The sequence below is a fragment of the Acinetobacter schindleri CIP 107287 genome (genome assembly GCF_000368625.1).
Lineage (GTDB): Bacteria > Pseudomonadota > Gammaproteobacteria > Pseudomonadales > Moraxellaceae > Acinetobacter > Acinetobacter schindleri.
This window is the reverse complement of the sequence record NZ_KB849576.1, coordinates 623,042-637,001: the sequence shown is the minus strand read 5'-3', so window position 1 is coordinate 637,001 and position 13,960 is coordinate 623,042. Positions and strand designations below refer to the sequence as shown.

The 13,960-nt window shown below is 40.3% G+C and carries 13 protein-coding genes; 7 read left to right on the top strand and 6 right to left on the bottom strand.

Annotated elements, in window-relative coordinates:
• On the bottom strand, positions 1-1,370 hold a 1,370-nt coding region (locus tag F955_RS10595; protein ID WP_004894313.1), incomplete at its 3' end, for a BapA/Bap/LapF family prefix-like domain-containing protein.
• Positions 1,371-1,857: 487 nt separating this feature from the next.
• On the opposite strand from F955_RS10595, the gene F955_RS10590 reads away from it, so the two are divergent.
• From F955_RS10590 to F955_RS10580, 3 genes are all read left to right on the top strand, one after another.
• The gene (locus F955_RS10590) at positions 1,858-2,727 is read left to right on the top strand and encodes an SDR family oxidoreductase (RefSeq protein WP_004812568.1); all 870 of its coding nucleotides are present in this window, start codon (positions 1,858-1,860) and stop codon (positions 2,725-2,727) included.
• A gap of 222 nt (positions 2,728-2,949) precedes the next feature.
• Entirely contained in the window at positions 2,950-3,126 is a 177-nt protein-coding gene (locus tag F955_RS16740) for a hypothetical protein (RefSeq protein WP_004894311.1), read from the top strand.
• Positions 3,127-3,315: 189 nt separating this feature from the next.
• Positions 3,316-3,993: a type 1 glutamine amidotransferase domain-containing protein gene (locus tag F955_RS10580; protein ID WP_004894308.1), complete on the top strand. Its 678-nt coding sequence runs from the start codon at positions 3,316-3,318 to the stop codon at positions 3,991-3,993.
• Positions 3,994-4,104: 111 nt separating this feature from the next.
• On the opposite strand, the gene yfcF is transcribed toward F955_RS10580, so the two are convergent.
• A complete protein-coding gene (gene yfcF, locus F955_RS10575) occupies positions 4,105-4,770 on the bottom strand; it encodes a glutathione transferase (RefSeq protein WP_004894306.1) in 666 nt (221 codons plus the stop codon).
• 234 nt (positions 4,771-5,004) lie between these two features.
• On the opposite strand from yfcF, the gene F955_RS10570 reads away from it, so the two are divergent.
• Complete coding sequence (locus F955_RS10570; RefSeq protein WP_004894303.1) at positions 5,005-5,721, top strand: glutamine amidotransferase; 717 nt, start codon at positions 5,005-5,007, stop codon at positions 5,719-5,721.
• 131 nt (positions 5,722-5,852) lie between these two features.
• Here F955_RS10570 and F955_RS10565 read toward each other — a convergent pair whose 3' ends face one another.
• The 4 genes from F955_RS10565 to tkt form a co-directional block, all read right to left on the bottom strand.
• The gene (locus F955_RS10565) at positions 5,853-6,440 is read right to left on the bottom strand and encodes a YceI family protein (protein WP_004894301.1); all 588 of its coding nucleotides are present in this window, start codon (positions 6,438-6,440) and stop codon (positions 5,853-5,855) included.
• A 126-nt stretch (positions 6,441-6,566) separates the two neighbouring features.
• Entirely contained in the window at positions 6,567-7,022 is a 456-nt protein-coding gene (locus F955_RS10560; protein WP_004894298.1) for a GNAT family N-acetyltransferase, read from the bottom strand.
• A 176-nt stretch (positions 7,023-7,198) separates the two neighbouring features.
• Positions 7,199-7,414 carry a hypothetical protein gene (locus F955_RS10555; protein WP_004812556.1) on the bottom strand — a complete coding sequence of 72 codons (216 nt, stop codon included), beginning with the start codon at positions 7,412-7,414 and terminating at the stop codon, positions 7,199-7,201.
• A gap of 133 nt (positions 7,415-7,547) precedes the next feature.
• Positions 7,548-9,536, bottom strand: a complete 1,989-nt coding sequence (gene tkt, locus F955_RS10550; protein ID WP_004894294.1) for a transketolase — start codon at positions 9,534-9,536, stop codon at positions 7,548-7,550.
• Positions 9,537-10,394: 858 nt separating this feature from the next.
• Here tkt and metK point away from each other — a divergent pair.
• The 3 genes from metK to F955_RS10535 all read left to right on the top strand — a co-directional run bounded on the left by metK (position 10,395) and on the right by F955_RS10535 (position 13,940).
• Positions 10,395-11,561 (top strand): methionine adenosyltransferase, encoded by a 1,167-nt coding sequence (gene metK / locus F955_RS10545; RefSeq protein ID WP_004812553.1) that lies wholly within the window; start codon positions 10,395-10,397, stop codon positions 11,559-11,561.
• Positions 11,562-11,729: 168 nt separating this feature from the next.
• Positions 11,730-12,074: a hypothetical protein gene (locus tag F955_RS10540; protein WP_004894290.1), complete on the top strand. Its 345-nt coding sequence runs from the start codon at positions 11,730-11,732 to the stop codon at positions 12,072-12,074.
• 654 nt (positions 12,075-12,728) lie between these two features.
• Complete coding sequence (locus tag F955_RS10535) at positions 12,729-13,940, top strand: YeeE/YedE family protein (RefSeq protein WP_004894287.1); 1,212 nt, start codon at positions 12,729-12,731, stop codon at positions 13,938-13,940.
• The last annotated feature ends 20 nt before the right edge of the window (positions 13,941-13,960 follow it).

Sequence of the window (13,960 nt, the reverse complement as noted above, 5' to 3'; positions counted from 1 at the left end):
GATTCAAATCCACCATTGGCTTTATCCAAGACTTTCTCTGAACCCGGGTTGCCTGCAAGGTCTGTGTACGACCCTTCTTTTAGTTTAAGACTTGGTTGATCTGTACCTGCCTGTTTAAAGCTTAAAGTCCAGACTGTTTTATCATCTGCAGACTGTTGAAGACCTGAAATCAAGCCACCTTTCGCTTCGAAGTCAGCAAGTTCAAGGCCTTTAATCTCTTCATTAAAGGTAATCGTAATTGTGACAACTTCATCTTTGGCTAGAACTTTATCTGCAGGTTCAATACTTTTAACTTCAGGCTTACTTAGGTCTACTTCATAATTTGAAGCTGTACTCTTGGTGGAGGTATTACCCGCTTGATCCTTAAAGGTTACTGTCGCATTAACTTCACCAGCTACATTACCAAATGATGCCCCTTGAAGTTGTGCCGACCAAATACCATTTTTAAAATCAAAAATAATGGCATCAACAGTCTCTTCACCTACCGTAACTTGAATCTTAGTTGCGATGCTATCTTTAGGTATCGAGGTCAATTGACCAATTACAATAACTTTGTCGTTTGATTCCTCAATATTAATTACACCATCTTGCGCAATTCTATCAATTTTAAGGATCACATCATCTACTATCGGCGGGGTGAGATCTATAATCGCTGACTCTGTAACACTGTCAGAAACATTGCCTGCTTTATCTTTAATTTCTACAGTAACATCAAATTTACCTTCAGTTTTTCCCTCTAAAGGTACATTAACTACAATTTTACCTGCTTCAACATCTTCTTGTGTAAGTGCATGCTCTTCACCATTTACGATCACTTTATCCTGATCTGTTAAGCCTGTAGGTAAGTCTATAGTGACTTCAACCTTATCATCTTGAACTTCTTCTTTATTGATAAATGAATCACCATTACCAATGATGACATCCTGAGGCTTTTTCACTTTTGTTACTGCTTCTGATGATCCGCCACCCCCACTACCTCCTGCCGCACCCGCAATTAGACCAATTCCACCAAGCGCTAAACCAACAAATGGCCAAACACTTACAAATGAACTTTCTGACTGCCCATATAATAATGGTTCAATCTTATCTATAGGGTTATAAGTGATTGTTTTAAAATCAAATAAAAATAATTCTACTTGCTCATTTCTAAAAACTAACGAGCTTTCTTCTATATTAAAATTATCAACAACTATTTTTTCACCGTTCTTTAAAGTGATTACCACCTGATTATTTAAATATTCAATCTTTTCTATATCTTCAACTTTTACATCTATTAAGACAATGGAGCTATCAGTTAATTTAATTTTATGTAAATAATTTTTTATTAAACTATTACTACCATTTTCTTTTGCAATCACTTGAACCTGCATAGGAGCCCATAAAAAAACCAACCAAAATAATCAGAATTAATTAAACGTTTATTTTGTTTATTTTTCAATTATTTAATTTTTCCAAAATTATCTTACAAATTAAATTAATAATCCCAATTGATTTAACTTAACAACATGAAATCATTATGATTTTATCCATTCCAATTTTACTAAATTATGAAAAATTAATAATTATTATCTTTTATTTATATAAAGATCTTTATTTTAATAAAAATAATAGACTTAAGTCTAAATCCATTTATTATCTTAAGATAATCTTAAAATTTAATTCAATATAGTAAATTAAACATTAAAATATTTAATTTACCTTAAATATCTTTATATAAACCTTCAAATGTAAACCTAATTCAACAAATGCAATCTCCTGCATAGATTCTGTTATGAAATGTCAGGTCTTAGCCTATTTCTGGAAAATCTCCCTAATATATTTTTCTGTCATTACACTAAACAATGGACCTGAAAATATATGAATAATTATCCTGAAACCCCAAATTCAACCGAAACACAAGACCATCAGCCTGGTGTTCAGACTGCAATGAACCCAGAGCCAGAGATCATTAAACCTCACTATAAAGGTAGCGAGAAATTAAAAGGCAAAGTTGCTCTCATTACCGGTGGAGATAGTGGGATTGGCCGTTCGGTATCTGTCCTGTTTGCCCGTGAAGGAGCGGATATCGCGATTTGCTATCTGGACGAAGATCAGGATGCAAAAGATACAAAGAAAATGGTTGAAGCAGAAGGACAGCGCTGTCTACTGATCAAATGTGACTTGCAGCAACCAGAAGAAATTCAAGATCTGGTAAAACAGACTATTCAGGAATTCAAGACAATTAATATTCTGGTAAATAATGCAGGAGTACAATATCCGCAGAAAAGTATTACCGATATCTCTCCTGAACAGCTATATAAAACTTTTAACACCAATATTCTGAGTATGTTTCATTTAACTCAGGCGGTTCTCCCCCATATGCAGGCAGGTGACAGTATTATTAATACCACTAGTATTACTAGCTATCACGGACATGATGAACTGATCGACTACTCCAGCACTAAGGGTGCAATTACCACGTTTACCCGTAGTCTTTCGACCAATTTGCTGAAAAACAAGACAGGTATTCGTGTTAATGGGGTTGCACCCGGCCCGATCTGGACCCCACTTATTCCAAGTAGTTTTGACGAAGAAACCTTAAAAGAATTTGGTAAACAGACACCGATGGGCCGCATGGGACAGCCCAGTGAGGTCGCTCCAGCCTATTTATTTCTGGCTAGTGAAGAAGCCAGCTATATCTCGGGTCAGGTGATCCACGTAAATGGTGGCAGCATTGTTAATGGCTAAACAAAAGCTTTAGGATAATGGCTCTAGGGTCATTATCCTGTTCAAAATTAAGATTTTAAAATTGACTTCATCTTTAGAACTAAAAATAAGTTAGATATAAATGCTCCAGTCATTTAATAACCTATAAAACAATTCAAACAAATCCTGACAGAAGCTTACTTTGCCTAAATCAAGTCCTTGTTATAGTCATTCCCATATTAGACCGCATGTGAGGATTAGACTATGCCTAGAGGTGATAAATCTGCCTATACGGAAAAACAGAAACGGCAAGCTAAACATATTGAAGAAAGTGAGAAAGAACAAGGACGTTCTGAAAAAGAGGCTGAACGTATTGCTTGGTCTACAGTCAATAAACAGGATGGTGGGGGAAAGAAAAAGAAAAGTTCTGATCAATCGTAATGATGTTTTCTAAAACATTTCATATAGGTAGGTGTTTAAAACATTTGCTTTAAGGATTGCCACAAAATATCAAATCCAAGCTGTTTTAAATTTAAGTTTCCAGTTTAACGATGGCAATTTTTCTCCTATCCATCTATCCAATAATTTTACTTATTAAATTTTAAATCTGACATAATCTTAGGTAAACATATGAAAATTTTGATTGTTCTGACCTCCCATGATCAACTTGGTGACACAGGCGAAAAAACCGGTTTCTGGCTAGAGGAACTGGCTGCCCCATATTATCGATTCATTGATGCAGGAGCCGAAATCACTTTAGTCTCCCCACAAGGTGGTCACCCGCCGCTTGATCCTAAAAGCAGTGCTGAAGATGCCCAAACTGAAGCAACCAGACGTTTTGAAGCAGATGAAACCGCCATGCGTGCTTTAGCCAATACCCATAAATTAAGCGAAGTAAATGCAGATGAGTTTGATGCCGTATTCTATCCAGGTGGGCATGGTCCGTTATGGGATTTAGCCAATGATTACACTTCAATCCATTTAATTGAAGAAACCTTGCAATCCAATAAGCCTGTCGCACTGGTCTGCCATGCGCCAGGAGTACTGAAAAAGGTAAAAGATAGTGAAGGCCACTCAATTGTGTCAGGTAAATCAGTAACTGGTTTTAGCAATACCGAAGAAGAGGGAGTCGGCCTGACGAATATTGTTCCATTCTTGGTCGAAGATATGCTGAAGGAAAATGGTGGGCATTATTCCAAAGCTGATGATTGGCAAGTTCATGTGCAGCAGGATGGTTTACTGATTACCGGACAAAATCCAGCATCATCTGCAGCAACGGCGGATGCCCTGTTAGATTTATTAAAATAATATCCTGAAGATGCCCATGAATAAATAACTCCTGATTTCTGCTCAATTCAGGAGTTATTTAAACAATTAAATCATGACTTAAATCCATCAACCCTGAAAGCCTTTCTCAACTCACGGTACATCAAATGGTGATGGATCCCATGTACCTCGTTCAAGTTCTCTTAATTTAAACCAGACATGCACAGATTCGCGCTGAAAATTCCGCATGACATAGCTATAAAGTCTTTCAGAAATAGGAACTTTAAAACTCAATAATCGATGTAGCATGAAGGCTAAATCAAAATCTGCAATACTCCATTGTGAACTTAACCATTGATCGCCAATCAAAGCCTCACTTACTCTGGTTAACCGATCAATTTCTACCTGAGTATGCCGGTCTGGAACATAAGGTTCCGGTAATGGCTGAAAGATACCCGTGGAAGGCATATTTTGACATATCAGACTAAAATCAGATTTAAGCAATGCCTGAACCGCCCGACATTTAGCACGCGCCCGAATATCTGCCGGATAAAGAGCCGGATAGTCAGGTGCTGGAAAAAGCTCATCCAGAAATTCAGTAATTGCCATGGATTCAAAAATTGACCAGCCATCCACAGATAAGCAGGGAATTTTTCCAGTTTTACAGATTCTTAGATAGGTATCTGATTTATTTTCATCCTTATCCAGATCGATTTTAATCTCTTTAAAATCGACATGTTTTTCTCTAAGGGCCACAAAAACCGACATGGCATAGGGACTTAATCTTTTACGATCAATATAAAGGCTTAGACTTTGCATAGCATGGCTCCCCTAATGGAGTTGTTATCAGTATATAAAACTATGGGATTGCATACGGTCATCAAGTTCCAAGTTATACCCAAACTGAAGTGAACAATAGCGGAGTATCTTTACAGAGTTTAAGCAATTGCAACCAAGCCACTGCTAAATGGAGGAGCTCATTGAGCTGCATTCAGCTTTCCAAGTCATATGATTCAAGTTAAATTAAATCATTTCTTTTGATCAGTCACCATCATGCTTAATTTTGACGAATTTCCAGACACGGTCTATGCCATCCAGCATCTTGCCTTTGAAGACCTTGGCGCGTGGGAAGATACTTTCTATCAGCTCGGCCTACGCGTACGTTATTTTGAAGCAGGGGTCGATGACCTGACCCAGGCATTTGAACATACAGGTCTGACGGTGATTTTAGGTGGTCCAATCGGCGTTTATGAAACTGAAGACTATCCTTTCTTACAGCAGGAAATAGACTTACTGAAAGTTCGTTTACAGCAAAATTTGCCGACTTTAGGAATTTGTTTAGGTGCACAGCTTATTGCGCATGCATTAGGAGCAAAAGTGTATGCAGGTCATAGCAAAGAGATTGGTTGGTCCAAGCTTAGCCTTACATCTGTGGAGAATAATCCACTAAAAAATCTGGAAAATCTTGAAGTATTACATTGGCATGGTGATACGTTCGACCTGCCCACAGAGGCTGAGCTTCTGGCAAGTTCTGCGGTCTATCCAAATCAGGCTTTCCGGATTGGCAGCAATATTCTGGCACTGCAATTTCATGCTGAAGTGGAAGCTGAGCGTCTGGAGAAATGGCTGATTGGCCATACCTGTGAGCTGCGTCACGCGAATATCGACATTGCAGCCTTACGTGCCGACAATCAGCAATATGCTGCTGCTTTAGAAGCTGTATCGGTATCCATCCTTCAAGAATTTCTAAAGCATATTCAAACCAGCTAATTTTTATTCTTCAAATTAAGTGGATGATAAAAGGATATTCTTTCAGATTAGCTATCTACTAATTTCTAGCAAAGCTTAATTTTCATCCATAAAAAAGCACCCTACAGGGTGCTTTTTAAATTTGTCTTTTCTTATTTTTTCGCAGCGGGTACAGATGCTTCAGTGGTAATGTTTACAGTAATTTTATCACCGACATTTGGCACATAAGCGCCAACATTGAAAGCTGAACGGTTAAATGACGTGGTCGCATTGAAGCCAATTGTTTGCAGTTTTGTCATTGGATGAACAGCCTGTTTATTTAATACTGCATCCAGCACAACTGGCTTGGTTACACCTTTTATAGTCAAATCACCGGTGATTTTATATTTGTTTTTACCTAAAGCCTGAACCTTGGTACTTTTAAACGTGATGTTTGGATATTTCTCTACATCAAAGAATTCTGCTTTTTGAATATGCTCATCCAGTGCTTTAACATTGGTATTAATACTTGATACCGGAATAGTTACATTTACTGATGAGTTAGCAGGCTTTTCATTATCAACCGTAATCGTGCCCTGAATATCACTAAAGTTCGCAGATGGTGTCGAAAAACCAAAGTGACTCCAGCTAAATACAGTCGCGGTATGGCCTGGATCAATGGTATACGCAACCGGCTTCGCCATAGAAAATGTTGCTACTGAAGCCAAAGTCAGGCCCAAAGCCAATGTCTTGAATTTCATGTCATAACCCTCTGTTTTGAATAGGTTCTAATCTAGCTTAATTAGAATTATTTGCACCGCTAAAGATAGAACGATTTGTTGCATGCATGGAACGCTAAAATTGTAAGCATGATGACTTTGTCAATATTAGGTCATCTTGTATTGAATAAAACCGGTTTTCTTGGCAACCTGCTCATAGAGCTGCTGTGCTTGTCGATTGCTCTCATGAGTTAACCAATACACTCGATCACATCCATGCTGTTTAGCATCTACATATACTTTCTCAATCAAGGCTCGTGCCACACCCCGCCCTCGAAAATCAATATGCGTATAAAGATCTTGCAAATAGGCATACGGCGTTAAAGTCCAGCAGCTGTCATGTTGAATGACATGCACAATGCCGATAACCTGCTGATTCAGAATCGCTGCGAATCCATACATATTGCCGAATGCAAGATCAGTAAGCCTTTGCCAGGTATGCTGATTTACCTCTTCACTGAGCTGAGTCTGATAAAAATTCTGGTAATCCAACCATAATGGCAGCCACTCCTGCTGTGTAATATTTTCTAGAGGCTCAATTTGAATCTGGTCTTGTATCATCATTTTTATACGATTCTTCTATTTCAAATAGATTCAATTAGCTTAGGCTATTTTGATGATTAAGATAAGATATGTTTTTATTTTACTCACGCCAATTTTTTAAAATATATCTATGACTCATACAGATGATTATTTTGGTACAAAAATAGCCCCATGTGAGGCTATTTAAGCCTTCAATTTTAAAGCTTTTCCACCAGAATACGGTCAATCTGCTTTAAACCAGAATGTTTTTCATGGTTCTTACGACGCACTTTAATAATTTTTTCAGCCGCCAGATCCTGAAGTAACAGCTCAACTGCCATCATTGCTTCAAGAGGCAGATCCTGCCCGATCCATTTCTGTTCGCCTGCATCCATTAAAGTAATTTCATCGTTAATTTGTTCATACAAGCTCATGTTTATCTCACTCTTTCATTTCGACTATGGGAGAACTTTTTAGCAGTTGCCACATGAAAACAACACTAAAAAGTGAAAAAACAAAAGACGCCCCAAAACTGGGGCGTCCTTTAAAAACTGTTTAATCAGTTGATTAAGCAGTAATCTCTTTTACAGCTGCTACAACTGCTTCAGTGGTAATACCGAAGAACTGGAACAGATCTTTCGCAGGTGCAGATTCACCATAAGTAGTCATACCAATCACACGACCGTCAAGACCTACAAATTTCCACCAGTAATCCACATGTGCAGCTTCTACCGCTACACGTGCACGAATCGCTGCAGGGAGAACTGCTTCACGGTAAGCAGCATCTTGCTTCATGAATTCTTCAGCGCATGGCATAGAGACTACACGTACACCTTCAAGTTGTGCATACGCTTCCATTGCCAGAGATACTTCTGAACCCGTTGCAATAATGATCGCTTTCAATTCGCCTTTTTCTTCAGCCAGTACATAACCACCTTTCGCAGCGTTCTCGATTTGTGCTTGAGTACGGGTCTGGAATGGCAAGTTTTGACGAGAGAAGATTAATGCCGTTGGGCCTTCTGAACGCATTAAAGCTGATTTCCAGGAAATCGCGGCTTCAACAGTGTCACATGGGCGCCATGTATTCAGGTTCGGTGTACCACGTAAAGATGCGATTTGTTCAACCGGTTGGTGTGTTGGACCATCTTCACCTAGACCGATTGAGTCATGCGTATAAACATGAATTACGCGCTGTTTCATTAGAGCAGACATACGCACTGCATTACGTGCATATTCCATAAACATCAGGAATGTTGCTACATACGGAATGAAACCACCGTGTAGTGCTACACCATTGGCAATTGCAGTCATACCAAACTCACGTACGCCATAGTGTACGTAGTTACCTGCAGGATTGTCCTGTACGCCTTGCGCACCTTTCCAAAGGGTCAGGTTAGAGCCTGCAAGGTCAGCAGAACCGCCAAGCACTTCAGGCAAAGAAGGTACAAGTGCTTGCAACGTATTTTGGCTTGCTTTACGTGTCGCAATCGTTTCTTCTTTTGCATTTACTTCAGCAATGTAAGCATCTGCTTTTGCAACAAAGTCAGCTGGAAGATCACCAGAAATACGGCGTTTTAATTCAGCTGCTTCAGTTGGGTATTTTGCTGCATAAGCGGCAAAAGTTTCATTCCAGGCTGCTTCAGCTTGTGAACCTTTTTCTTTGGCATCCCATGCTGCATAAACTTCAGCAGGAATAACAAATGCTTCGTCTGACCAGCCAAGCGCTTCACGAGTCAATACGATTTCATCATTACCTAAAGGCGCACCATGACAGTCTTCTTTACCCTGTTTGTTTGGTGAACCTAAACCAATCACTGTTTTACACATGATGATGGTTGGTTTGTTCGCTTCAGCTTTCGCTTCTACAGTCGCTTGACGGATTGCATCCGCATCATGACCATCAACTTTGATGACCTGCCAGCCATAAGATTTGAAACGTTGCTCTGTATCGTCAGAGAACCAGCCTTCAACTTCGCCATCAATCGAAATGCCGTTGTCATCATAGTAAGCGATCAGCTTGCCTAGACCCAAAGTACCCGCTAATGAACATGCTTCATGAGAAACACCTTCCATCAAGCAGCCATCGCCCAGGAAGCAGTAAGTAAAGTGATCAACAACTTGAATATCGTCTTTGTTGAATTGCGCAGCAAGCGTTTTTTCAGCCAGTGCAAAACCTACGGCATTGGCAATACCCTGGCCTAATGGACCAGTAGTGGTTTCAATACCAGGTGCATAGCCCAATTCCGGATGACCTGGAGTTTTAGAATGTAATTGACGGAATGATTTCAAATCTTCGATTGAAAGATCATAGCCCGTTAAATGAAGAAGTGCATATTGCAGCATTGAGCCGTGACCGTTCGACAATACAAAACGGTCGCGGTTCGCCCAATTCGGGTTAGTCGGGTTATGGCTTAAAAATTCGCGCCAAACCACATCAGCGATGTCTGCCATCCCCATTGGAGCACCTGGATGTCCTGAGTTTGCTTTTTGCACAGCATCCATTGCCAATACACGAATTGCGTTTGCAACACGACGTTCATTAAGCGGGGTTGTCATAAATCAGTGTCCAAATAATTCAGAAATAGAAAATGATGAAAAGACTTTCAAAACTGCTGCATATTGTCTTAAAAAAACAGCGAGGGGTAAAGACCAGCCTACAATATTTATCACTTTATTGTTGTTTAGATTGGTCAACGTACATTTAATCTACACTTTTAAGTACAGGCACCGATTAATACTCAATTTTCATCACAATAAAAACCCTAATTTTCTTATGTTTTACAAGCGAGTTCCCTTCTATCAAATTTTTATTATTCTCTTGAAAAGGTCAGCCACTTAAATATACATATATGGCTTTTATTGATTCAAATTATTTCCCTCATCGGCAGGACTAAAAATAAACTAAAGCTCGCTGCTGTATTTTACCTTTTGCCCTCTTCTTCGTTTTCAGTAAATAAGGCCTAGTCTGTAGGCTTATACATGCAATGAAATTTTATAAATTTTAGATCAAAGTCTTGATGCAATTCTTCTATATATTATGCGCCGATCAGATTAATAAAGTTTTTAGCTCATTAACCTTAGCTTAAATCATCACGATTGATGGAGTGGTTTGCGACAGTAAAATGCATTTTCAAACAATAAGATTGCTTCTTCTTTGGAAAAATTAATCTAAGGTATAAGAAGCCTAGCTCTGCTGCTACAAAAAATGACCAAAAAAAGCTGCCATATTTTTATTGAGCAAAACATAAGCAAAAGCCACTGATATAAGCGGTATATCAGTTTTTCAAATACTAATATTCAAATAAAAACAAATTAAATTGAAACAATTTCAGCCAATTTTACCGTTCAAACCTAGTCCTTCGACGCAACACGATGTAACATATCGGGTCTTTAAATTTAACTGTGATAGGACTTATGCGCGAGTACGCTGTATTTACCTCGGAATCTGTAAGCGAAGGCCATCCAGATAAAATGGCTGACCAAATCAGTGATGCTATTTTGGATGCAATCTTAAAAGAAGACCCATATGCGCGGGTTGCTTGTGAAACGCTTGTAAAAACGGGTGCGGTTGTACTTGCCGGTGAAATCACAACAACTGCAAACGTCGACTTTGAAGCGATCGTACGTCAAACCGTGAATGGCATTGGTTACCACCATTCTGATCTTGGCTTTGATGGTTCAACCTGTGCCGTGATCAACATGATCGGTAAACAGTCCCCTGAAATCGCTCAGGGTGTAGACCGTCAAAAGCCAGAAGATCAAGGTGCCGGTGACCAGGGTCTGATGTTTGGTTATGCCAGCCGTGAAACTGACGTATTAATGCCTGCGCCAATTTCTTATGCGCACCGCCTAATGGAAAAGCAGGCTGAATTACGTCGTAATGGCTCATTGCCATGGTTACGCCCAGATGCGAAAAGCCAGGTAACTTTCGCTTATGAAAATGGCATGCCGGTACGTTTAGATGCAGTGGTCCTTTCAACTCAACATGATCCTGAAATTTCACAAGCGAACCTGAAAGAAGCTGTGATTGAAGAAATCGTGAAGAAAATCATTCCAGCTGAAATGTTCCATGCAGAGACTAAATTCCACATCAACCCGACCGGTATGTTCGTAATCGGTGGTCCTGTAGGTGACTGTGGTCTGACTGGCCGTAAAATCATTGTAGATACTTACGGTGGTATGGCGCGTCATGGTGGTGGTGCATTCTCTGGTAAAGATCCATCAAAAGTTGACCGTTCTGCTGCTTATGCAGGTCGTTATGTAGCGAAAAATATCGTTGCGGCTGGCCTTGCTGATAAATGTGAAATTCAGGTGTCTTATGCAATTGGTGTGGCTGAGCCAACTTCTATTTCAATCAATACCTTTAATACCGGTAAAGTATCTGACGAGTTGATCGTTCAATTGGTTCGTGAGCACTTCGATCTGCGTCCATATGGTATTACCCGTATGCTAAACTTGATCCAGCCAATGTATAAGCAAACAGCAGCTTATGGTCACTTCGGTCGTGAAGGTTCGGATACTGCATTTACTTGGGAAAAAACAGATAAGGTTGAAGCATTACGTGCTTCTGCTGGTCTGTAATTTTTCTTACTTAAAAAAGCCTGCCTTCGAGCAGGCTTTTTTGTTTTCAATAGTTTATAAAATGGTTGACAACATTTACACGAACGCCACATTTTGTAGCATTCTGAAGCACGTGATTCCGATAATATTTTTATATCAATGATCTATGACAACAAAAGGAATAACACAATGAATAAACTTCTTATTGCTTTAGGTTTGGCGACAACTGTGGCACTTGTAGGCTGTAGCAAGGAGAAACAACCTGAAACTGGCGCAAGTACAGGTGAGCACCTGGAGAATGCTGCGGAACAGGCAGGTCATGATATGGAAGATGCGAGCCGCGAAGCTGCAGCTGAAACCGACCAAGCTCTGGATAATGCAGCAGCAAATACGGCGGAAGCAACAGATAGAGCTGCTGCAAGTGCTGAAGCTGCAGCCCAACGTGCTAAAGAAGCAGCCAAAGATGCAACAGCATCTGTTGCAGGTTCAGTTGAAGAAGGCGCAGCAAAAGTACGCCAAGAAGCTGAAAATTAATTCTGGTTACTTGATCCTTTTTCAAGGCTCCAGTCCCTTAAAAAGCCTGCATTTTGCAGGCTTTTTTATTCTCTCATCTATCTTTTCAGATTTAATACCTGGAAAAGGGAATCCTGCAGCCGGACTCAGCCAATTGATCTGGATTTATATTATGTGTGATTACTCAAGAACTGGCGTGAATTTGCAATATAGCTGGACTATTATGCATTGAAGCCCCGGGCTATGCTTAGGATAAGATTAGTATTCATGTCAATATTTTCGCTAAGTCTTTAGAGGCTAGCAGATCAGCTCCCCTTGTCTTTTCTCTAAGAACATTATTTCCCACGTCTTAAATCTTGCTCAGGCTTAAGCAACTGATCTCAGCTGCCGCAATAATTGTAGGTATGTTTTCACTGACAATTTTAGACGCGATTACCAGCTTATTTTACCAAGACGTCAAAGCTAAGTGCCAGTTAATATATTCCCTTTGTTCGTATCGCTGCCATGTTGTTCCTTTACTGGAATATCTCGCTCTTTCACATCAATCTGATTTAATATAAATTAAATTGATATGAAGAATCAGATATTGGAATGTAAATTCTAGGTTTTGGACTCGCTTTGAAAAAACAGGCCTGTAAAATGACACACTTTATTTTTTGATATTTTATCTCTCCTATGTCAGTGATTGCTGCATCCTCAAACCGATCTAATATATCGGTTTGGGTATCATTTATTTTACTTGCTTTAGGTACAGTCGGTGCCTATCAAATCGTAGGGCTGAATCAGGCGCTTTTATTCCTGGTCGGTGGTGCCTTGGGCATGACCCTGTACCATGCCTCTTTTGGTTTCACTTCTAGCTGGCGTGTGTTTATCAAGGAACGTCGCGGTCGTGGGTTACGCGCGCAAATGATTATGCTCGCTCTGGCAGTATTGCTTTTCTTTCCCGCCCTTGGTGCCGGTGAGTTGTTCGGTAATCCTGTCAAAGGCAATGTTAATCCCGTTTCCATGTCAGTCATGATTGGTGCCTTTATTTTCGGTATTGGCATGCAGCTCGGTGGCGGCTGTGCATCAGGTACGCTCTATACCGTTGGTGGTGGTAGTGCGCGTATGCTGGTAACTCTGTTCTTCTTCTGTGCAGGTTCGCTGATTGCAACGTCTCATCTCGACTGGTGGTTTAATCTGCCACATCTGGCACCAATTTCGATTGTGAAAAGCTTCGGGGTAGTGCCTGCACTGTTACTCAGCTTTCTATTATTTGCAGTTATTGCCGCTGCGACTGTGTTTCTCGAAAAGAAACGCCATGGCGGTCTGGAAGCTGAACCACAAAGCCAGTATCAAGGTTGGAAACGCTTTCTTCGTGGACCATGGCCATTGATCTGGGGCGGTATCATTTTAACCCTGCTTAACTTTGCGACTTTGGCACTGGCTGGACGTCCATGGGGGGTAACTTCTGCCTTTGCCGTTTGGGCAGCGAAATCGGCAAGTTTCGTAGGTGTAGATGTTGCTTCTTGGGCATATTGGCAACAACCAGGCAATGCTAAGGCATTATCAGAATCACTGTGGTTTGACATCACGTCGATGATGAACTTTGGCATCATGCTTGGCGCCCTCCTTGCTGCAAGTCTGGCAGGTAAATTTGCACCGAATTTCAATATTCCAAAACGTTCATTACTGGCAGCAGTCATTGGTGGCTTGATGCTTGGCTACGGCGCACGTTTGGCTTATGGTTGTAACATTGGCGCATATTTCAGTGGTATTGCTTCAGGCAGTGTACATGGCTGGTTATGGCTGGTATTTGCCTTTGTAGGGAATGGTATTGGGGTAAAACTCCGTCCGATTTTCTTCCCGGGCGAAAAACCTCAGCCAGAAAAACTGACCGGCTGTTAATACTCCAACATAAAGAAGCC

Bases quoted from the DNA above. Each gene is read 5' to 3' on its own strand.
- F955_RS10590 (WP_004812568.1), top strand. From the start codon at position 1,858: ATGAATAATTATCCTGAAACCCCAAATTCAACCGAAACACAAGACCAT.
- F955_RS16740 (WP_004894311.1), top strand. From the start codon at position 2,950: ATGCCTAGAGGTGATAAATCTGCCTATACGGAAAAACAGAAACGGCAA.
- F955_RS10580 (WP_004894308.1), top strand. From the start codon at position 3,316: ATGAAAATTTTGATTGTTCTGACCTCCCATGATCAACTTGGTGACACA.
- yfcF (WP_004894306.1), bottom strand. From the start codon at position 4,770: ATGCAAAGTCTAAGCCTTTATATTGATCGTAAAAGATTAAGTCCCTAT.
- F955_RS10570 (WP_004894303.1), top strand. From the start codon at position 5,005: ATGCTTAATTTTGACGAATTTCCAGACACGGTCTATGCCATCCAGCAT.
- F955_RS10565 (WP_004894301.1), bottom strand. From the start codon at position 6,440: ATGAAATTCAAGACATTGGCTTTGGGCCTGACTTTGGCTTCAGTAGCA.
- F955_RS10560 (WP_004894298.1), bottom strand. From the start codon at position 7,022: ATGATGATACAAGACCAGATTCAAATTGAGCCTCTAGAAAATATTACA.
- F955_RS10555 (WP_004812556.1), bottom strand. From the start codon at position 7,414: ATGAGCTTGTATGAACAAATTAACGATGAAATTACTTTAATGGATGCA.
- tkt (WP_004894294.1), bottom strand. From the start codon at position 9,536: ATGACAACCCCGCTTAATGAACGTCGTGTTGCAAACGCAATTCGTGTA.
- metK (WP_004812553.1), top strand. From the start codon at position 10,395: ATGCGCGAGTACGCTGTATTTACCTCGGAATCTGTAAGCGAAGGCCAT.
- F955_RS10540 (WP_004894290.1), top strand. From the start codon at position 11,730: ATGAATAAACTTCTTATTGCTTTAGGTTTGGCGACAACTGTGGCACTT.
- F955_RS10535 (WP_004894287.1), top strand. From the start codon at position 12,729: ATGTCAGTGATTGCTGCATCCTCAAACCGATCTAATATATCGGTTTGG.